The sequence below is a fragment of the Rhizobium sp. WYCCWR10014 genome (assembly GCF_001657485.1).
Lineage (GTDB): Bacteria > Pseudomonadota > Alphaproteobacteria > Rhizobiales > Rhizobiaceae > Rhizobium.
Window position 1 is genome coordinate 296,197 of record NZ_LXFU01000035.1, and the last position, 18,641, is coordinate 314,837.

An 18,641-nucleotide genomic window follows, 5' to 3' on the forward strand; every position below is an offset into this window, starting at 1 on the left:
TCTTTTGAGACGCGCAAAGGACGCCGTGGGGAATGGTGGTGTTTAGAGGCAAACAAAAAACCGGCCGCGTAAGACGCAGCCGGTTTGTATTCGAATTTCTGCAGGTCCGGTCAGTTGTTGCCGAAGGCGGTCTGCAGCAGGGAAAGCTGGGCCTGGACGCTGTTCTGATTATCGTGAACGATCACTGCTTCGGACGGGCGGTAGATCTCGCGGTCGAGCAGGGCAATGCGGTTCTGCAGACGCAGCGAGCGTTCGACGAGGTCGCGGAAGGATTCCGGCAGGTCGCCCCAGCCGGGCGCGGCGCGGTCGACGTTGAAGCCGTCGAGGCGAACCTTGTTCTTTTCGGCGAGCACCTGGTCACGGGACATTTCGCCGTTGTTGACGGCCCGCTGCAACAGCAGCCAGGAGGCCATCTGCATCAGGCGGGTGGTGAGACGCATTGATTCCGCGGCGTAGAGTACCGAGGCCATCCGCGGCAGAACCTTGGAAGCGGCGCGGCCCTGACCGTCGAGATAGGCGGCAGTCTCTTCGACCAGCGACATGCCTTCCGCATAAAGTGCCTTGAACTGCGAGGATGCAGCGGCGCGGCCTGCAAAACTGATCGTGTTCAATCCAACTTCCGACATCGCAATAGTCCCTGTTCGCACGCAGCTACATATATTCAGGTAACGCCGGCACCGACGGAAAAGTTTCCAGGCCCGGTCTTTATGACTTTAAGATGGTATCATTAGCCCAAATGCGCAAGCCGTTTCTTAAGAAAGGGTTAATCTCCACAGTTTCGTGGAAGTGCGCCGGCCATAGGAAAAAGAAGAGCCGCAAACGCGGCTCTCAAGGTAAAACAGGGAGAAAAATCAGACCAATTCACCGCTTGGAAAACTGTCTGAGATCCAGAGGAAATCCGGATGAATACAGTAATACCTTATAAAGCTTAATATTTTATTAACATTGTGCCGGATTAAGACTTGAGGCGGGCTATCTTATCCGCCTATAGCCTTGTTTTTCGGGGTTTTTATCGGATCACGAGCGGAAGAAGCTTTCCGCCGCCTGCCGCCCGGAGGCTTTGCGGGCGGCCTCGGCCTCGAGACGGGCGATCTCCGTCTTCAGCAATTCCACCCGCGCTTTCAATTCGTCGACCGAAAGCATGGAGAGATCGGCGCCGATCTCGTGGGCGACTTTCTTCTGCGGCCGGTCATCATCGATGAAGCTCATGGTTCGTCCTCCGTTCGCTGCACACTTTTGCTGGAGTTGCTCTAGCCAAACTTTACAGCAGGATCGCCGCTTTCGGGAGACTTTCCGGTTTCGGCAGGTTTACCGGTGCCGCGATCGGCAAGCGACATGCTTTGCGGTGTCAGCATCGGCGAGGTGCCGGTCGGGATCGTCGTGTAGGCATCGCGGTCGCTGGCGGGGACCGCGGCGCGGATGCGGCTCCTGATGATGGCATAAACGGTGATCAGCACATGGGCGATGGCGGTGACGAGGAAAAGCGCATGCGGCGTGATCGCCGACATGACGGGACCGCTGAGCGTCGGGCCGATCACCGTGCCGATGCCATAGAGCAGCAGCAAGCCGCCGGAGACCTTGACGAAATCCTCTGACGCCGCGAAGTCGTTCGCGTGGGCGACGGCGATCGGATAGAGCGTATTCGCCACTGCGCCGTAAAGGACGACGAGCCCGATCAGCAGAGCGGGGGACGTCGGGTGGAGCAGAAAGATCAGCAGGCCGGCAAGGGCGGCGATCCCCGACATGGCGGCGAGCACGTAACGCCGGTCGATGCGATCGGAAAGCCGGCCGGCCGGCAGCTGCATCACCGCCCCGGCGAAGATGGTGGCGCTCATCATGACGGCGATGCTGGTGTCGGACAGGCCGGCGCCGGCGCCGAACACGGCGCCGAGCGTGCCGTAGGCACCGTTGGCGATGCCGACGAGCAGGATGCCGAGGCAGGAGACCGGCGAGTTGCGATAGAGCGCCGGCAGATCGAGGCGCACCGCCTTCAGCGGCTGCGGTGAAGCGGCGGTCGACAGCGTCGTCGGCAGCATGGCGATGCAATAGAAGATGCCGCAGATCATGAACAGCACCGGTGTGCGCACATCCTCGAGCGGGATCATCATCTGGCCGCCGACGACGCCGATGAGTGTGATGCCGATATAGAGCGAGAAGATCATGCCGCGGCTCTCGTTGCTGGCACGCTCGTTCAGCCAGCTTTCGATGATCATCGACGTGCCGGCGGTGGAGAAGCCGGTGACGGCGCGCAGGACCACCCACCAGACGGGATCAATGATGATACCGCTGACCAGCGCAATGATGGCGATGATCGATATGAAGCCTGAAAAGGCACGCACATGGCCGACGCGGCGCACAATCTTCGGCGCAATCAGGCAGCCGATGACGAAGCCCCCCGCCCATGAGGTGCCGAGCAGGCCGAGCGTCGTCGTTGCGTAGCCTTCGAGATTGCCACGCACGGGAAGCAATATCCCCTGCAGGCCGTTGCCCATGAAAAGGAAGAGCGTGCCAAAGAGCAGCGCAGCGACGGACAGCAGATTTCTCTTCATTTCCCCAGACTCGGTCTTAGCGATTTGCAATGAGATAAGGCAGGACCTGCGTCAGCCCAGCCTCAAGATGATTGATTGTGCCCCGGAATGTCTTTACGGCGTGTCGAGATCCTCTTGTTCGCGCGGAAAAATGTCCGTCCTGTGACATTCCGAAAAACGGAAAAAATAAAGCATGACAAAGCTGATAGCCTTGCTGCTCATCCTTGCCATGGCGATACAGGTGATCAAGCCGCTCGGGCTTCCCGGCCTCAGGCGGCGGATGGATTTCTGGAAGCTCGCGCTGATTGCTTTCGCCGTCTGGGCAGTGGCTCTGCTGTCGCGCGACTTCCTGATGTAGCCCCGGATTGCGTCCAACGCGGGGGTAAGGTCCGACCTGCAACCGTCAATCTTGCAAGCTAATTTCTCCACGCATGACGGAAACGCAGCCTCCCGAGATGACGACATCGGTGACGATGCCGCCTGATTTCAGGACATCAAGGGTGATGACGCTACGACGGCCCATTTCGACGCCCTGTTCGATGGTGATGCGGACGTTCATATCGGCGTCCGGCGCAAGCGAGACGAGATAGGCGCCGAGTGCCGCCGAAGCGCTGCCCGTTGCGGGATCTTCGGGCACATTGTCGAGGGGCGCGAACATGCGGGCGCGAATATTCCATGGATTTTCGGCTGTCCTCACATAGAGGAAGAGCGAGAAGTCGTGGCCGCTGGTCGTCTGGCGGCCGGCAGCTGCCTGGAACCCGGCAAGGTTCGGGCGGGCGCCGGCCAGCGCTTCGAGCCCGTTCAGCTCAGCGATGGCGAAGTTCAGCCCGACGGAGGCAAAGGCCGGGGCATGCGTGGCGTTGACGATGACGCCCGGGTCGAGCGAGACGCAGCCGGCGATGGTTTGCGCGGCGATGGTGTCGCCGATCGTCAGCGGCTGCGGCGCGCGGATGGCGGCAGCAGCAACTTTTCGGCCGCTGCGTTTCAAGCTGACTTCGACGATGCCGGCCTTTTCCTCGAGACGCAGCGTATCGCCGACCGGCTTGCCGAAAATCTCCGCCTGCTGGCCGAGCACATAGGCGGTGCCGACGTTCGGATGGCCGGCAAAGGGTATTTCCATCGTCGGGGTGAAGATGCGCACGCGGGCGGAATTTTGCGGGTTTTCCGGCGGCAGGACGAAGGTGACTTCGGAATAATTGAACTCGGTGGCGATCTTTTGCATCGCCGCATCGCTCAGACCGCGCGCATCGGAGATGACGGCAAGCGGATTGCCTTCGAAACGGGTGGAGGTGAAGACATCGACGGTGATGTAGGAGAGGGTGTTCATGGCGGCTCCTGTTGTGACAGGGCGCTATGAGTAATCACGGTTTTTCGCGGAACGAAGCGGTTTCTTGTCGCCGTGACAATGAGAGGAAGGAAACGGCAGAGCGGGCAGGAAGTTGCGTTGGCCGCTCCCTGCCCATTAGTTCAAAGCTCCAAAAACTCAGGCGGCCTTTTCCAGGTCTTTCTTCCAGTTGCCCTTGGCGGCGAGGCTATTCATCTCGGCGCGGTGGGTGAATTCGCGCTGGCCGGCGGCGACGTTTTCCTGCTTGCCGTTCCAGGCCTTGAGCGCGCTGTCCTGCAGGGCGCGGCCGTAGGAGAAGGTGACGAACCAGGGCAGGTCGCCGGTGGCATTGATCGCCGACAGATGGGCTGTCGCCTCTTCGGTCGTCTGGCCGCCGGAAAGGAAGGCGATGCCGGGAACGGCAGGAGGAACGGTTGCCTTCAGCACCTTGACGGTGCGTTCGGCAACTTCCGCGACCGAGGCCTTGCGGGCGTTCTTGCCGTCGATCACCATGTTCGGCTTGAGGATCATGCCTTCGAGGTTGACGCGGGCATCGGCGAGTTCCTCAAAAACGATGCGCAGGGTGGATTCGGTCACTTCGGCGCAGCGGTCGATATTGTGGTCGCCCGGTTTGCCGTCCATCAGGCATTCCGGCTCGACGATCGGAACGATCCCGGCTTCCTGGCAAAGTGCGGCATAACGAGCAAGCGCCTGAGCGTTGGCGCGGACGGAACCGCGGGTCGGCAAGGTCGATGAGATGGCGATGACGCCGCGCCACTTGGCGAAGCGGGCGCCGGCTTCATAATATCTGGCAAGGCGCTCGCCGAGGCCATCGAGGCCTTCGGTGATGGTTTCAGCGGGATATTTGGCCATCGGCTTGGCGCCGGTATCGACCTTGATGCCGGGGATGGCGCCGGCTGCGCGGATGATATCGACGAAAGGCGTGCCGTCAGCGGCTTTCTGGAACAACGTCTCTTCGAAGAGGATGACGCCGGAGATATATTTCTTCATCGCCTCGTCGGAGCGGAAGAGCATTTCGCGATAATCGCGCCGGCTGGTTTCGGTCGATTCGAGATTGATCGCGTCGAAACGCTTCTTGATGGTGGAGGTCGATTCATCGGCGGCGAGCAGCCCCCGGCCGCCCGTAACCATCTGCACTGCAATGTCTTCCAGTCGTTCGCTCATTTCGTTCTCTCCACAACAATAAACATCGGCACTTCAGGAATATAGAACGCGGATAACAGAAGTTTATAGGGAGGAAAATGGAAGGCTAAGTCATTGAAACGATTGAATTCAATTCAATCGTTTGAAAGTTGGGATTTTTTTCGTCCTCTGAGCAAAAGACCGCGGAAGCTGTTTTGCTTCCGCGGTCTATCCACATGTAAAATCTGCGAAATCAGTCTTGCGGATTATTTTGCCGCGTTGAGGACCGCGACGCCGGGAAGCTCTTTGCCTTCCATCCATTCGAGGAAGGCGCCGCCAGCCGTCGAAACGTAGGTGAAATCGTCGGCAACGCCGGCATGGTTGAGCGCCGAGACGGTGTCGCCACCGCCGGCAACGGAGGTGAGCTTGCCGGCTGCCGTGCGCCCAGCGGCGTATTTCGCGGCAGCGACGGTTGCGGCATCGAAGGGTTCGATTTCGAAGGCGCCGAGCGGGCCGTTCCAGACCAGGGTTGCAGCGCGCTCGATCCAGGCGTTGATGGCCTCGACGGATTTCGGGCCGACATCGAGCACCATGGCATCCGCAGGAATGGCGTTGATATCGACCGTCTCGTTGGCGGCGCCCGCCTTGAACTCCCGGGCGATCACGCCATCCTCCGGCAGGATGATGGCGCAGCCGGCGGTCGCGGCCTCGATCATGATCTGCTTGGCGGTTTCGGCGAGATCATGTTCGCAGAGCGACTTGCCGACATTGGTGCCGCGGGCGGCGATGAAGGTATTGGCCATGCCGCCGCCGATGACGAGCGCATCGACCTTCTTCACGAGGTTCATCAAGAGGTCGATCTTGGTGGAGACCTTGGCGCCGCCGACGATCGCAACGACAGGGCGAGCGGGATCACCGAGGCCCTTTTCCAATGCTTCCAGCTCGGCCTGCATGGTGCGGCCGGCATGGGCCGGCAGGTGGTGGGCAAGACCCTCGGTCGAGGCATGGGCGCGGTGGGCGGCCGAAAAGGCGTCGTTGACGTAGATGTCGCCGTTGGCGGCAAGCGCCTTGGTGAAGTCGGAGTCGTTGTTTTCCTCGCCCTTGTGGAAGCGGGTGTTTTCCAGAAGCAGGATATCGCCGTCATTCATCGCGGCAACGGCGGAGGCGGCGGCCTCGCCAATGCAATCGGAGGCCGTCAGCACGGCATGATCAAGCACTTCCTCGACGGAAGGGGCGATCAGCGACAGCGACAGATCCGGCGAAGGGCCATCCTTCGGCCGGCCGAAATGGGCGAGCAGGATCACCTTGGCACCCTTTTCGGACAATTCGAGGATCGTCGGCGCCACACGCTCGATGCGCGTCACATCGGTGACCTTGCCGTCTTTCACCGGGACGTTGAGGTCGACGCGGACGAGAACGCGCTTGCCGCGGATGTCGGAAAGATCGTCGAGGGTCTTGAAAGAAGGCATGGGGGAGGATCCTGTCGTGGTTGGCGAAAGTTGCGCCGAACATAGCAAGGATCATTCGAGACGCAAGGCGTTCAGCGGCCGTTTTCGTGTGTGCCTTCGTCGCGTCCGGCCGGCGGTTTCGGCGTGCTTTCGGAGGCTGCGGTTTCACGGTTCCGGCGTCCGTTCAGTCGGTCGCGGATGCGCTGGATGATGTCCTTGAGATTGAGGAAGATCGGCAGCGTAATTGCCGGTTCGACTGCTTCGAGCGACATGCCGACGGAGGTGATGTGGTCGTGCTCGTCGAGATCGCGGACGATGAGGATGATCGAGCCGAGGCGGACGCGGTCGGCATAGTCGGCCTTGCCGCCGAGACGCTGCCGCATCAATTCGGCGATCGTCAGGCCCTTTTCGGATTCGTTGAGCAGGCCGGGGCCATAGGCGGCATCGAGATCGGCTGCGGGGCGGGCGGGAGAGAGCGCGAAGGCCCCGAAGAACTCGGCATCGTCGTCATCCACCGGCGCCCGGCTGGCGAAGAGCCGGTCGAGCAGGCGGGAATAGCTCGGCACGATGAAGAGGTAGACGAGATCGTGCTCGCGCAGCCGCCCGGCATATTGATAGCGCATCGACTTGCCGTCGCGGATGACGAGCGAGGGGGTCGCCCAGCGCGGAATGCGCTCGCCGCGCAGCACCGGGCTATCCTTGATGACGCGGTAGGAGAGCAGTTCGTGGTTTGCCGCGCCCGGCAGGTCGACCTCGACCTTGTCGACGGCGCCGATGCGCGGCGGAATGATCAGGCCGAGCTTCTTGGCGACGGGCTTGATCGTCCAGCCCTGGAGGAGCAGCGAGACCAGCACGATGATGAAGGCGGTGTTGAAATAGATCTGGCCGTTCTCGAGCCCGCCGAGGATCGGCATGATGGCAAGCAGGATGGAGACGGCGCCGCGCAGGCCGACCCAGGCAACGAAGCCGATTTCCTGCTGCGTGTAATCGAAGGGAAGCAGCGACAGCCAGATCGCCAACGGCCGGGCGACGAAGATCAGGAAGAGGGCGAGCAAGATGGCCGGCACAATGATGACAGGGAATTGCGACGGCGTGGCGAGCAGGCCGAGCACCAGGAACATGATGATCTGCGCCAGCCAGGTCATGCCGTCCTGGAAGCGCTTGATGGTGCCGATCGCCTGCATCTTGCGGTTTCCGGCGTAGATGCCGGCGACATAGACGGCGAGGAAGCCGCTGCCGCCGACCGCGCCGGTGAAGGAGAAGACGAGAAGAGCGAGCGCCAGCACGAAGATCGGCGTCAGGCCGCGATCGGTATCGAGCTTGCTGACGATCAGCACGATCATCATGCCGCCGAGCAGGCCGAGAATGACGCCGAGGCCCATCTGCTGCACGAACATGGCGAGCATGCCGATATTGATGCCGGCATAACGCTCGCCACTCGCCAGTACCTCGACGAGGGCGATGGTGAGGAAGATCGCCATCGGGTCGTTGGTGCCGGATTCGACTTCCAGCGTCGAGCGCACCTTGTCGCGGATGTTGATGCCGCCGATGCGCAACAGGAAGAAGACGGCGGCGGCATCCGTCGACGCGACGATCGAGCCGAGCAGCAGACCTTCCAGCCAGGTGAAATTCAAAAGCCACATGGCGGCGAAGGCAAAGAGCGAGGCGGTGATCAGCACGCCGACCGAGGCGAGCGCCAGAGAGGGCACGGCCGCCAGCCGGAAGGCTTGCATCGGCGTGCCGAAGCCGGAATCGAACAGGATGACGGCCAGCGCGATGGAACCGAGAATATAGGCGAGATAATTATTGCTGAACTCGATGCCGAGGCCGTCGACGCCGGCAGCAAGGCCGATCATCAGGAAGAGCAGCAGCAGGGGGGCGCCGAAGCGGAAGGCGAGCAGGCTCGAAAAAGCGGCAAGAAGCACGAGCGCCGTCGAAACCAGCACCACGATATAGAACGCTTCCATGCCCACCCCTTTCCATCGACTGCTTCGCGAACACAGCCGCCCCGGCCGATCCGCCTTTATTCAACCCCTCCGTCACGCGCGGCGATCCGTCAGTAAACGGCAAAACGTCAGAGAAGGGTAGGCCATGCGGCTTAACCTCGTCGCGATGCTGCTTCATGCTGCTGAACGGCTGCCGGACGGCCAACCGACACGGAATGCTACGGGAGAAATTCTCTATAAAGAATGTATAGGAAAATCAGGCGAGAGCAGGGCAAAAAAGACAGGCACGGATTTTTCCTGCCGGTATCTGCGAATGGCAACAGAATAAGACACTCCTCCTTTCACGCGGCCCGTTTGCCTTGTCCAATGACGGCAAGAATGGATTGCCGGCGCGGATGCGGAGAGCGGGGAAAATGAACGCGGAGATTTTTCGATATCGGGTGGAAATGCCGGCCGCCCAGCGAGGACAGCCGGCTGTCGTTTTGTGCCAGAAGCGGCCGGCCTTGCTCTGCTATCCCAACACTGCCTGAAGTATGGCGATGGTGAGAAACGAGAGGCCAATGAACGCGGCGACCCGGATGACCAGACGATTAGCCTTTGCCAATACGGCAGGTCTGACATCCCGCTTGGGGTGAAACCGTTGCCGCCGTTTGAGGGTGGTGTGGGACAAGCGTTTTTGTGCCTCTGCCATTTATCACCTCCACTGGGCTCACTCTAGCTATTGTGCAGTGCTGCGCATTTCCTCAATCTAGCACGCTTGGCCAGCGGATTACCAACCCGTGTTCAATCCTTGCGGCCAGGGATTTCGTCGGTGATGAGGACGCCTATCGAATTCGAACCCGAGGCAGCCTCAACTGCACCGCCATCCTGTCCTGCGAACGGCGGCGCTTCTATATGACTTCAAAACCGAAAAAGATGCGGATCGGCGGTCAGTCTTCTGTTTCCTCGCCCTCGTCGGTCAGATCCGCGACCGGGACCAGGAACACGACGAACTCGTCCTCGATGGTCCGTTCGGGATCGTCGTCGAATTCATAGGCGTGCTCGACTTCGCTTGCTTCCTCGGTGGTCGCCTTGCGCAGGCTCAGGGCTGCTTTGCGGTCCCAAAGAGGCTTGCCTTCGGATTCAAGGACGGTCAGATCGTCGCGAAAGTCTTCCGCCTCGAAGAAATGCGTCGCTTCCTCATGATTTTCCGAGCGAAAACTGGCAACGGCGCGGCCGGCGATTTCAACGGTAAAATAATCCATCCATCTCTCTCATTTTCATGCGGGCATCAGTGCTACCGCACGGGTATTGGCGTTCCGCGCCTGGCCGTCGGCCGATGCGGAGCGAGGAAACCGGGCATTTTGCAATGTCCAGCCAAGTTATTCTAACAGATCCCATCCCGACAATGGACGAAAAGATACCAGAGCAGGGAAGGCTGGAGTCGTTCGCAGGCACGGCAACAAAAAGCGGCCCGGTTTCCCGGGCCGCTCGCATGTGGATGCCTCAAGAGCGCTCAGATGAGCTTGGCGAAAGCGACTGCCGTGTCGGACATGCGGCTGGAGAAGCCCCACTCGTTGTCGTACCAGGACAGGACGCGGACGAAGCTGCCTTCCATGACCTTGGTCTGATCGGTTGCGAAGATCGAGGAGTGGCTGTCGTGGTTGAAGTCACGGGAGACGAGCGGCTCGTCGGTGTAGCCGAGGATGCCCTTCAGCTTGCCGTTTGCAGCAGCCTGGATGGCTTCGTTGATTTCGCCAACACTGGTCGCCTTCTTGGCGACGAACTTGAAGTCGACGACGGAAACGTTCGGGGTCGGAACGCGGATCGAGGTGCCGTCGAGCTTGCCCTTGAGGTGCGGCATGACGAGGCCAACGGCCTTTGCAGCGCCTGTCGAGGTCGGGATCATCGAGAGGGCAGCAGCGCGGGCGCGATACAGGTCCTTGTGCATCGTGTCGAGCGTCGGCTGGTCGCCGGTATAAGAGTGGATGGTCGTCATGAAGCCGTGGTCGATGCCGACGGCGTCGTCGAGAACCTTCACGACCGGCACCAGGCAGTTGGTGGTGCAGGACGCGTTGGAGATGACCAAGTGCTCCTTGGTCAGCTGGTCATGGTTGACGCCGAAGACGACCGTCAGGTCGGCACCATCGGCGGGCGCCGAAACGATGACGCGCTTGGCGCCGGCCGTCAGGTGAGCCGCAGCCTTGTCGCGGGCGGTGAAGATGCCGGTGCATTCCATCGCGATGTCGACGCCGAGTTCGCGGTGCGGAAGCGTTGCCGGATCCTTGATCGCCGTGACCTTGATCGGCTTGCCGTTGCCGACGATGATCGAGTCGCCCTCGACCTTCACCGTTGCCGGGAAGCGGCCGTGGATCGAGTCGTAGCGCAGCAGGTGGGCGTTGGTTTCAACCGGGCCGAGATCGTTGATGGCGACGACTTCGATGTCGGTGCGGCCGGATTCGACGATGGCGCGAAGGACGTTGCGGCCGATGCGGCCGAAACCGTTGATGGCAACCTTGACTGTCATGTTCATTCACTCCCGATAGAGTAGGGCCCGAAGGTGAGGGCCTGGAATTGAGGAGATGGAGAGCGCCTCAAGGCGCCCTCATTAAAGCTTTGCTTCCGCGGCCGCAACGACGGCGTCGGCGGTGATGCCGAAATGCTTGTAGACTTCCTTGACCGGGCCGGAAGCGCCGAAGCTCTTCATGCCGATGAAGGTGCCTTCCGGTCCGATGAACGCATCCCAGCCTTCGCGAACGGCGGCTTCGACGGCGATCTTGACCGGCGAGTTGCCGAGGATTTCCTTGCGATAGGCTTCCGGCTGCTCGAAGAACAGTTCCGTGCAGGGAACCGATACGACGCGGACGGTGACGCCCTTGGCTTCGAGTGCCGTACGGGCTGCAACGGCGATTTCGACTTCGGAGCCGGAGGCGAAGATCGTCACCTTGGCGTCGGCATTGCCGGCGAGCACATAGGCGCCCTGTTCGCAAAGGTTCTTTTCGCTGTATTCGGTGCGGGCTGCGAGCAGGTTCTGACGCGTCAGAGCAAGGCCCGAAGGACGGTTGTGCGTCTTGATGGCGATCTGCCAGCATTCCGCCGTTTCCGTGGCATCGGCCGGACGGAAGACCATCAGGTTCGGGATGGCGCGCAGACCGGCGAGCTGTTCGACCGGCTGGTGCGTCGGGCCGTCTTCGCCGACGCCGATCGAGTCATGCGTCAGGACGTGAATGACGCGGATGCCCATCAGCGAAGCAAGGCGGATCGGCGGGCGGCAATAATCCGAGAAGATCAGGAAGCCGCCGCTATAGGGGATGAGGCCGCCATGCAGCGCAATGCCGTTCATGGCAGACGCCATGCCATGCTCGCGGATGCCCCAATGCATGTAACGACCGGCGAAATCCGTCGGGGTGATCGAATGCATCTGGCTGGTCTTGGTGTTGTTCGACGGCGTCAGGTCGGCGGAGCCGCCGAGCGTTTCCGGCAAGAAGCCGTTGATGACCTCGAGCGCGTCTTCCGAAGCCTTACGGGTCGCAACCGTCGGCTTGGTCTCGGCGAGCTTCTTCTTATATGCGCTGATTGCGGCGTCGAAACCTTCCGGCAGCTCGCCTGCCATGCGGCGGGTGAACTCGGCTTTGGCCGGAGCCTTGGCGAGGCCGTCTTCCCAGGATTTGACGAGGTCGACGGAGCGGGCGCCGGCTGCACGCCAGCTGTCAAGGACGTCCGACGGGATGACAAAGGCTTCGGCTTCCCAGTTCAGCGCCTTGCGGGTGGCCGCAATTTCCTCGGCGCCGAGCGGGTTACCGTGGACCTTGTGGGTGCCCTGCTTGTTCGGGGCACCGAAGCCGATGATCGTCTTGCAGGCGATGAAAGTCGGGCGGTCGGACTTGTGGGCCGCTTCGATCGCGTCGGCGATGGCGGCCTGATCGTGACCGTCGATCTCGATCGTGTTCCAGTGAACGGCCTTGAAGCGGGCGATCTGATCGGTGGAATCCGACAGCGACACGGCGCCGTCGATGGTGATCGAGTTGTTGTCCCAGAACAAAACGAGCTTATTGAGCTTCAGGTGGCCGGCGAGCGCGATGGCTTCATGGCTGATACCCTCCATCAGGCAGCCGTCGCCGCAGATCGCATAGGTATAGTGATCCTGGAGATCGGAACCGAACTCCTCGCGCAGCTTGCGTTCGGCAATCGCCATGCCGACGGAATTGGCAATACCCTGGCCGAGCGGACCGGTCGTCGTTTCGATGCCGGTCGCGTGACCGTATTCCGGATGGCCGGCGGTCTTCGAGCCGAGCTGGCGGAACTGCTTCAGATCTTCGATCGTCATGTCAGGATAGCCGGTCAGATACAGCACCGAATAGAGCAGCATCGAGCCATGGCCGGCCGACAGCACGAAGCGATCGCGGTTCGGCCAGTGCGGCTTCTTCGGATCGAACTTCAGATATTTGGTGAACAGGACCGTTGCCACGTCAGCCATGCCCATCGGCATGCCCGGGTGGCCGGAGTTCGCCTTTTCAACGGCGTCCATGGCGAGAAAACGGATCGCATTCGCCATCCGGTCGTGTTGTTCGGGAGAGGTCATGGCTTTTCCGCAAGTTCCGGGTGTCGGGGGATGGCCTCGAGCCTCCAAGACCATCGAGTGAAAGCGGCAGAGACATAGCAGTTGGGACGGGCAAGTCAATAAATGGCAGGCCAAATCCGGGCTGGCAGTGGCGATTTTTGACATTTGATCGCGCGATTGTACAAATGACGAATTTGATACGACGAGCCTATGTAAAACGTTCATCCACAGGATAGGCTGGCGGACAAGTGACAGGATTTATTGACGGGCCGTCGGCGAGCTGCATATCCTTTTGAAATCGCAGGATCGGCGCGGCGTGCCGATTCGCGGATCCTGCGCGGGAATCGGAAAGACATGATGCCCACAGGCAAAACCATGGAAGCAGCGCTCAACGAATTGAGACAGGCGATTTCGAGCCTCGAAAACGCCGTCGACATGCGCGTCGAGCGGCAGCGCGAGCAGGGCGAGATCGAGGGCGAGGTGCGGCGCGTGCACGCCGACCGTTCGCGGCTGGCGCAGGAGCTCGACCAGGCCGAATTCCGCGCCAACCGGCTGGAAGAGGTCAATCGCGAGGTATCGCGGCGGCTAGTGACGGCTATGGAAACGATCCGCGCAGTTCTGGATCGCTGATAGAAAGAGTTTGGCATGGCGCAGGTGACGGTAACGATCGACGGCAAGGCCTATCGCATGGCCTGCGAGGAAGGGCAGGAGGATCACCTGACCGATCTCGCCACCCGTTTCGACCGCTATGTCGGCCATCTCAAGGACCAGTTCGGGGAAATCGGCGATCTCAGGATCACCGTCATGGCCGGCATTATGATCGTGGACGAGATTGCCGAGCTGACGCGCCGCGTCGCCGGGTTGGAATCCGAGCTCGAGACGCTGCGCGGCAATCGCGATACGGTGCTTGCCGCCACAGCCCGGACCGAGGAAAATCTTGCGGCAGCGCTGAGCGAAGTGTCGAGCCGCATCCGCGGCATTACCGACAAGCTGAATGGTCGGGCTGCCCCCGAACTCAATTGATCTCAAATAAATAGGGGCGGCCTTCCGTCGCCACTGGCGCGTCAGCACAAACGACCTTATATATCGCCATGCGGTCTGCGCCTCTCGACAGGAACCACAATCCCTGGGGCCATACTCGATCCAAAGGGAGCTGTCCCTGGCCAGGCCCGTGGGCCTGGACACACGGCGCCCACCTACGTTTGTAGGCACCCAGGATCGTAAACATCCATCGGTGGTCGTGGATCGCACCCTTTCCTTCCATTTTCAGCGAAGACGCCGGATCGATAGGGCGAACGCGCAGCTTGCGCGTCCACCGCTTTTGCGCGTCCGTTACTTCTTCAGGCCTGGAAGGGTGACCTGGAAGACCTGGAACATGGTGTCGACGTCGGCACCGCCATCCGCCTTGTAGGCTGCACCCACCTGGAAACCATCCTGCGTCAAGAAGTCGTTGTCATTGGCGACGAACAGGAAGTAGTCGTCCGGCAGGTTCGGGTCGAGAACGCTCGCCAGACCCATGGCCTCCCATTTTTCCGACAGATTGTTTTTGTCGTTCGGCGCGCCGTTGTGCAGGCCGAAGCGGGCGAGATCGGCCTTGTCGTTGAGGTCGATGAAGGGTGTCAGCCTTGCCGGCGTCAGCGAGGGATCGACGACGCCCTTCGGTGCGATCGGCTTGCCGTCATCGAAATCGCTGCCGGCGATGTCGGTCGCGGCGGAAACGTCGACGATGTCGACCTTGCGGTAGAGCGAGGTGTCGCCTTTCAGGCCCTGGCCGTTGCCGCTGTCACGGGCGAGCATCAGGAAGGTCTTGTCGGAAAGAGCGACGATTTCGCTCTCCGCGGCGATCGTCGTCTTGTCCTTGGCGTCCTTGAAGACCGGCAGCGGCACGACATATTCGTGCACCAGTTTCAGGTGATCGGGATCGGCGGCATCATAGATCAGCGCGCGGGTATTCTGCCGGGTCGAGCCGGAATCGCCGCCGTCCTGGCGGGCTGCCGATTGCAGCACTGATATGATGAACTTACCATCAGGCGTCATCGCCATGCCTTCGAGACCCTGATTGTTCTGGCGGCCGGTTTCCGGATCCTTCGGGTCAGGCGCGGACGCGCCGGGGCCGGGATTGTTGGAGGCAAAGCTCAACGCGCCCTTGCGCATCGGCAAAAGCGCCTTCGGCGGCTGGGTGGCAGACAGCAGGTGGCCGTCAGCGGAGAAGTGATAGATATAAGGGCCGTATTCGTCGCTGACGAACATGGTACCGTCGGTCATGCGGATAATGGCTTCGTTGTCGAGCGCGATCTTGCCATTGGTCGCCTGCGGCAGCGGCGGAAAATTGCCGGCAGCTGGGCGGACGCCGGATTCCGGGTCAAGACCGGTCATGTCGCCACCCTTGTCATCAACGAAGAGCGTGGAATCGACGAGCTTTGCGTCGATGCCAGACTGTTCCTTGCCGGCCTCGGGTGCCGCACCCGGAGCGGTCGGCGTCAGGCCGATCGAGATGGTGTTCAGGCGCGGCCGATAGTCGACGGTGCCGACGGCGTTGTAACCGCGGTCGGGCAACAGGTAGAGCGTGCCCTTGTAGCCGGCGCCGTCGCGGCTCCAGGCGGCGGGATCGATCGCCATGCCCGAGCCGGAACCGAAAGTCTCGCCGAATTTGTCACGCTGATTGGCCGGAATGCGGCCGATGCCCACCGGGCCCTTGTTGACGAAGGTGAGGCCGCCGACGGTGGCGGAATTCTCGGCCATTGCGACGGCCGGAACCGCGGCGGATGCCGCGAGAGCCGCGGCGAACAGCCGCGCTGTGTAAGGTCTGAAATTCTTCATGGAAATACCCTCTCGGTCAAAAGCGCTCTCGAAACGGCATCCGCCCGCAGGCTGGACACCGCTTCAAATGACACCCCGGCCTGGATTCGATTTCCCGATGGCGCAACACGCCCTGGATTTCGTCGCCCCATATCCCCGGCAGACGGTCTATGACGGGATCGTGATATCTGGATGACACTTCTCAGCGAAAGCGTCATGCTGGAGAGGAAGCCGGGCTTTCGCGTGTCCGCATTCCAGCTTGCTGTTCTATCCGACCGGGTAAGGCCCTTCGGCGAAGACCTCATCGTGGTAACCCTTGGAGCCGACATTCAGCGCCAAGGGGCTTCGCCACTCCTTGTTGTCGCGCAGGCAATCGAGCACGAAACGGAAATCATATCGCGGCTGCCAACCGAGTTCCCGTCTTGCGCGTTCGTTGACATAGACGCGGTCGAGCGAAGGAAACATCTTCCAGCCCCGTGACGCGTAAAGGGCGCCTGCACCAGGGAGCAGTCGTTCGACGACGTGAGGCGCATCGCGCCGGATCGCGGCGAGATCACTTGCCGAAAACGGCGTCGTGGCAGAGATGATGTAGCGGCCAAAGCCGATTGCCGGCGCCTTTTCGAGCGCCAGCAGATGGGCGCCGACCACGTCGCTGATATCGACGCGGCGGTGAAGAAGCTCGTTGGCCTGGGCATTCTCTGCCGAATAGCCGTTGCGAATGTCAGGATCGTCGTCATTTTCGGGAAAGAAACGCGACGTCCTGAGAATGGCGACCGACAGGCCGGACTTGCGGGCGAAGAGTTCGCAGAGACCTTCGGCGGCGAGTTTCGTTACGCCGTAGATGTTTTTCGCAACGGGAAGCACGTCCTCGGTCACCCATGCCGCCGGTTCGCCGGCGGCCGGCGTCAGTGCCGCGCCGAAGGTGCTGGTGGTGCTGGTGAAGACGAAGCTTGCAACGCCTGCTGCGACCGCTTCTTCGAGCAGGTTGAGGGTGCCGGCGATATTGGTGTCGAGGAAATCGTAATTGCCGTGGGTTGCCACATGCGGCTTGTGCAGCGTTGCGGCATGGATGACGTGGCTGATGCCCGACATCGCCTGCCCGACGAAGGCGCGATCACTGATCGAGCCGACCATGTCGGTGAAAGCCGAGGGCTTGATATCGATGCCGCGCACCCAGCGGCTTTCCGCCCTCAAGGTCCGCATCAGCGCCTCGCCGAGATGGCCGGCACTTCCCGTCACCAGTATCGTCATCACATCGTCTCCTGACCGTTCGGCGGCGGACGCTATAAAGACTAAGGCTTTCAGACAACGCATAAATTATGCATGGGAATGCAGGAAAGCTGCAGGCTCAGCCGATGGTCGTGACGAGGCGGCCGGCGCTGCCGTCGGAAAGCATGATCCTTTCCCAGGTGACGCGGCCGGCGGCGATCGGCAGCAGCACATTGCCGTTGGCGCCGGTATCGAGGGTCAGCGACGAGAGCCTGCCCTCATGCCAGCCGCGCTCTTGGAGCAACTGCTCGGCGGCGGCGATTTCGGCGGAGGCGTAGGAGAACAGAGAACGGCCGAGAAAGGTGCTGAGCGGCGCCTGCCACTCCGCCTGCCGCGGGCGAGAGGCGGAGAGCAGCCGGTGGGTGCGGTCGCAGATCAGATGCACCGGCCGGACTGAATCCTCGACCAGCCGCTTGAGCGCCGCATCGACTGCTGCATGTTGCGGTGAGGCGAAAATCCGTTCCAGCTTGATGGACTGCTCGGGCGAGAGAGCGAGTTGATCGCGCTCCCAGCGTGAGACCGTCGCCTGGTTGACCCCGAGGAGTTCGGCGAGATGTTGCTGCTTCATGCTGCGCAGCAGCCGCAAGCGGCGTATGCCGGCGCCCGATATCGTCATCTGCCTGATCCCGTGCCGTTTTGGCCAGCATAAGGCTTCGGCTGGCCGACCGGCAAGCTGTTGGGCGGCCAGATCATTATTCGGGCTGGCCCTCGAGGTCGCCTTTCAGCCGGTCGAGTATAGAGAGCGCATGGCCGGCATAGGTGCTGATCCAGCGGTCATAGATGTGTTTGATCGGCAGGCTGTTCAGGTGGTTCCAGCGCTCGCGGCCTTCCTTCCTGGCGATGACCAGGTCAGCCTCTTCCAGCACCTTGAGATGCTGCATCACCGTACAGCGATCCATCTGCGGAAACATCTCGCAAAGGGTCCCTGTGGTTCGGGGGCCATCCTTGAGTAGATCGAGGATTTCGCGGCGGCGATGATGCGCCAGCGCCTTGAAGACTGGATCGTCGGTTGATTCGCTTGACATGTTATATTTTTATAACATAATGGCGCCAAGGACAATGGAACAGGCACACTGGAGAAGAGGAGAAGTGTCATGTCTCTCGGAATCCGCGTTTCCGGCCGTGTGGGCCGCCCCGTTGCAGAGGTGTTCGATGCCGTCGTCAACCCGAAGAAGCTCAGCAGCTATTTCACCACGATCGGTGGAGCGAGCGCACCGCTCGTGAAGGGCACGACGGTGACCTGGTGGAAGGATGCGCCGGTCGAGGTCGTCGAACTCGTGCCGGAAAGCCGCATCGTGCTGCGCTGGGATGGCGGCACCGGCGAAGACAAGACGACCTATAAGACGCTGGTGGAGATGAACTTCAAGCCGCTGGAAGACGGCGGCACGCTGGTGACCATCGCCGAGACCGGCTGGCGCGAGGATGATGCTGGCCGGCGCGGCACCTATCTCAACTGCGAAGGTTGGACGCAGATGCTTTGCTGCATGAAGGCCTTCGTCGAATATGGCATCAATCTGCGCGAAGGCATGTTCCTCAGCGAAATGAAGGGTGAGCCGGCCAGCGCGCCTGACGTTTGAACGAGTGCGTCGGTATCAAGGAGATCGGCAGCGCAATCGTCGCATTCGCCAATATCACCGAGACTTT

At 61.2% G+C, this 18,641-nt stretch carries 19 protein-coding genes and 1 other RNA gene; 5 read left to right on the forward strand and 15 right to left on the reverse strand.

The genetic code is table 11. From position 1 onward, the window contains the following. Positions 1-110: 110 nt before the first annotated feature. The 3 genes from A6U98_RS15685 to A6U98_RS15695 all read right to left on the reverse strand — a co-directional run bounded on the left by A6U98_RS15685 (position 111) and on the right by A6U98_RS15695 (position 2,549). On the reverse strand, positions 111-626 hold the full coding sequence (locus A6U98_RS15685) for a DUF1465 family protein (protein WP_003542804.1): 516 nt from the start codon (positions 624-626) through the stop codon (positions 111-113). Positions 627-1,017: 391 nt separating this feature from the next. Beyond that, a complete protein-coding gene (locus A6U98_RS15690) occupies positions 1,018-1,209 on the reverse strand; it encodes a DUF1192 domain-containing protein (protein WP_003542803.1) in 192 nt (63 codons plus the stop codon). Between the two features lie 41 nt (positions 1,210-1,250). After that, positions 1,251-2,549, reverse strand: a complete 1,299-nt coding sequence (locus A6U98_RS15695) for an MFS transporter (protein ID WP_064651216.1) — start codon at positions 2,547-2,549, stop codon at positions 1,251-1,253. 172 nt (positions 2,550-2,721) lie between these two features. On the opposite strand from A6U98_RS15695, the gene A6U98_RS37175 reads away from it, so the two are divergent. After that, on the forward strand, positions 2,722-2,886 hold the full coding sequence (locus tag A6U98_RS37175) for a hypothetical protein (protein ID WP_003542801.1): 165 nt from the start codon (positions 2,722-2,724) through the stop codon (positions 2,884-2,886). 45 nt (positions 2,887-2,931) lie between these two features. Here A6U98_RS37175 and A6U98_RS15700 read toward each other — a convergent pair whose 3' ends face one another. The 8 genes from A6U98_RS15700 to tkt all read right to left on the reverse strand — a co-directional run bounded on the left by A6U98_RS15700 (position 2,932) and on the right by tkt (position 12,950). Continuing rightward, a complete protein-coding gene (locus tag A6U98_RS15700; protein WP_064651218.1) occupies positions 2,932-3,855 on the reverse strand; it encodes a PhzF family phenazine biosynthesis protein in 924 nt (307 codons plus the stop codon). A 156-nt stretch (positions 3,856-4,011) separates the two neighbouring features. After that, entirely contained in the window at positions 4,012-5,037 is a 1,026-nt protein-coding gene (locus A6U98_RS15705) for a class I fructose-bisphosphate aldolase (protein ID WP_027683188.1), read from the reverse strand. Between the two features lie 224 nt (positions 5,038-5,261). Further along, on the reverse strand, positions 5,262-6,464 hold the full coding sequence (locus A6U98_RS15710) for a phosphoglycerate kinase (protein WP_064651220.1): 1,203 nt from the start codon (positions 6,462-6,464) through the stop codon (positions 5,262-5,264). A gap of 71 nt (positions 6,465-6,535) precedes the next feature. Next, a complete protein-coding gene (locus tag A6U98_RS15715) occupies positions 6,536-8,410 on the reverse strand; it encodes a potassium/proton antiporter (protein WP_064651222.1) in 1,875 nt (624 codons plus the stop codon). A 490-nt stretch (positions 8,411-8,900) separates the two neighbouring features. After that, on the reverse strand, positions 8,901-9,080 hold the full coding sequence (locus A6U98_RS15720; RefSeq protein WP_064651224.1) for a hypothetical protein: 180 nt from the start codon (positions 9,078-9,080) through the stop codon (positions 8,901-8,903). Positions 9,081-9,318: 238 nt separating this feature from the next. Continuing rightward, positions 9,319-9,633: a hypothetical protein gene (locus A6U98_RS15725; protein ID WP_064651226.1), complete on the reverse strand. Its 315-nt coding sequence runs from the start codon at positions 9,631-9,633 to the stop codon at positions 9,319-9,321. Positions 9,634-9,884: 251 nt separating this feature from the next. Next, a complete protein-coding gene (gene gap / locus A6U98_RS15730; RefSeq protein WP_064651397.1) occupies positions 9,885-10,895 on the reverse strand; it encodes a type I glyceraldehyde-3-phosphate dehydrogenase in 1,011 nt (336 codons plus the stop codon). Positions 10,896-10,976: 81 nt separating this feature from the next. Next, complete coding sequence (gene tkt, locus A6U98_RS15735) at positions 10,977-12,950, reverse strand: transketolase (protein ID WP_064651228.1); 1,974 nt, start codon at positions 12,948-12,950, stop codon at positions 10,977-10,979. A 333-nt stretch (positions 12,951-13,283) separates the two neighbouring features. On the opposite strand from tkt, the gene A6U98_RS15740 reads away from it, so the two are divergent. The 3 genes from A6U98_RS15740 (at position 13,284) to ssrS (ending at position 14,180) form a co-directional block, all read left to right on the forward strand. Then, the gene (locus A6U98_RS15740; RefSeq protein ID WP_012758879.1) at positions 13,284-13,559 is read left to right on the forward strand and encodes a DUF4164 domain-containing protein; all 276 of its coding nucleotides are present in this window, start codon (positions 13,284-13,286) and stop codon (positions 13,557-13,559) included. A gap of 15 nt (positions 13,560-13,574) precedes the next feature. After that, entirely contained in the window at positions 13,575-13,952 is a 378-nt protein-coding gene (locus A6U98_RS15745) for a cell division protein ZapA (RefSeq protein ID WP_064651230.1), read from the forward strand. 69 nt (positions 13,953-14,021) lie between these two features. After that, positions 14,022-14,180, forward strand: a non-coding RNA gene (gene ssrS, locus A6U98_RS15750) — 6S RNA. An 81-nt stretch (positions 14,181-14,261) separates the two neighbouring features. Here ssrS and A6U98_RS15755 read toward each other — a convergent pair. The 4 genes from A6U98_RS15755 to A6U98_RS15770 all read right to left on the reverse strand — a co-directional run bounded on the left by A6U98_RS15755 (position 14,262) and on the right by A6U98_RS15770 (position 18,022). Beyond that, positions 14,262-15,749 carry an esterase-like activity of phytase family protein gene (locus A6U98_RS15755; RefSeq protein ID WP_064651232.1) on the reverse strand — a complete coding sequence of 496 codons (1,488 nt, stop codon included), beginning with the start codon at positions 15,747-15,749 and terminating at the stop codon, positions 14,262-14,264. 246 nt (positions 15,750-15,995) lie between these two features. Then, complete coding sequence (locus A6U98_RS15760) at positions 15,996-16,979, reverse strand: NAD(P)-dependent oxidoreductase (protein ID WP_064651234.1); 984 nt, start codon at positions 16,977-16,979, stop codon at positions 15,996-15,998. Between the two features lie 97 nt (positions 16,980-17,076). Then, entirely contained in the window at positions 17,077-17,613 is a 537-nt protein-coding gene (locus A6U98_RS15765; protein WP_064651237.1) for a helix-turn-helix transcriptional regulator, read from the reverse strand. 76 nt (positions 17,614-17,689) lie between these two features. Further along, entirely contained in the window at positions 17,690-18,022 is a 333-nt protein-coding gene (locus A6U98_RS15770) for a metalloregulator ArsR/SmtB family transcription factor (RefSeq protein ID WP_064651239.1), read from the reverse strand. Positions 18,023-18,091: 69 nt separating this feature from the next. Between A6U98_RS15770 and A6U98_RS15775 the strand changes: the two genes are divergently transcribed. After that, a complete protein-coding gene (locus A6U98_RS15775) occupies positions 18,092-18,574 on the forward strand; it encodes an SRPBCC domain-containing protein (protein ID WP_064651241.1) in 483 nt (160 codons plus the stop codon). Positions 18,575-18,641: the final 67 nt, after the last annotated feature.

Bases quoted from the DNA above. Each gene is read 5' to 3' on its own strand.
- A6U98_RS15685 (WP_003542804.1), bottom strand. From the start codon at position 626: ATGTCGGAAGTTGGATTGAACACGATCAGTTTTGCAGGCCGCGCCGCT.
- A6U98_RS15690 (WP_003542803.1), bottom strand. From the start codon at position 1,209: ATGAGCTTCATCGATGATGACCGGCCGCAGAAGAAAGTCGCCCACGAG.
- A6U98_RS15695 (WP_064651216.1), bottom strand. From the start codon at position 2,549: ATGAAGAGAAATCTGCTGTCCGTCGCTGCGCTGCTCTTTGGCACGCTC.
- A6U98_RS37175 (WP_003542801.1), top strand. From the start codon at position 2,722: ATGACAAAGCTGATAGCCTTGCTGCTCATCCTTGCCATGGCGATACAG.
- A6U98_RS15700 (WP_064651218.1), bottom strand. From the start codon at position 3,855: ATGAACACCCTCTCCTACATCACCGTCGATGTCTTCACCTCCACCCGT.
- A6U98_RS15705 (WP_027683188.1), bottom strand. From the start codon at position 5,037: ATGAGCGAACGACTGGAAGACATTGCAGTGCAGATGGTTACGGGCGGC.
- A6U98_RS15710 (WP_064651220.1), bottom strand. From the start codon at position 6,464: ATGCCTTCTTTCAAGACCCTCGACGATCTTTCCGACATCCGCGGCAAG.
- A6U98_RS15715 (WP_064651222.1), bottom strand. From the start codon at position 8,410: ATGGAAGCGTTCTATATCGTGGTGCTGGTTTCGACGGCGCTCGTGCTT.
- A6U98_RS15720 (WP_064651224.1), bottom strand. From the start codon at position 9,080: ATGGCAGAGGCACAAAAACGCTTGTCCCACACCACCCTCAAACGGCGG.
- A6U98_RS15725 (WP_064651226.1), bottom strand. From the start codon at position 9,633: ATGGATTATTTTACCGTTGAAATCGCCGGCCGCGCCGTTGCCAGTTTT.
- gap (WP_064651397.1), bottom strand. From the start codon at position 10,895: ATGACAGTCAAGGTTGCCATCAACGGTTTCGGCCGCATCGGCCGCAAC.
- tkt (WP_064651228.1), bottom strand. From the start codon at position 12,950: ATGACCTCTCCCGAACAACACGACCGGATGGCGAATGCGATCCGTTTT.
- A6U98_RS15740 (WP_012758879.1), top strand. From the start codon at position 13,284: ATGATGCCCACAGGCAAAACCATGGAAGCAGCGCTCAACGAATTGAGA.
- A6U98_RS15745 (WP_064651230.1), top strand. From the start codon at position 13,575: ATGGCGCAGGTGACGGTAACGATCGACGGCAAGGCCTATCGCATGGCC.
- A6U98_RS15755 (WP_064651232.1), bottom strand. From the start codon at position 15,749: ATGAAGAATTTCAGACCTTACACAGCGCGGCTGTTCGCCGCGGCTCTC.
- A6U98_RS15760 (WP_064651234.1), bottom strand. From the start codon at position 16,979: ATGACGATACTGGTGACGGGAAGTGCCGGCCATCTCGGCGAGGCGCTG.
- A6U98_RS15765 (WP_064651237.1), bottom strand. From the start codon at position 17,613: ATGACGATATCGGGCGCCGGCATACGCCGCTTGCGGCTGCTGCGCAGC.
- A6U98_RS15770 (WP_064651239.1), bottom strand. From the start codon at position 18,022: ATGTCAAGCGAATCAACCGACGATCCAGTCTTCAAGGCGCTGGCGCAT.
- A6U98_RS15775 (WP_064651241.1), top strand. From the start codon at position 18,092: ATGTCTCTCGGAATCCGCGTTTCCGGCCGTGTGGGCCGCCCCGTTGCA.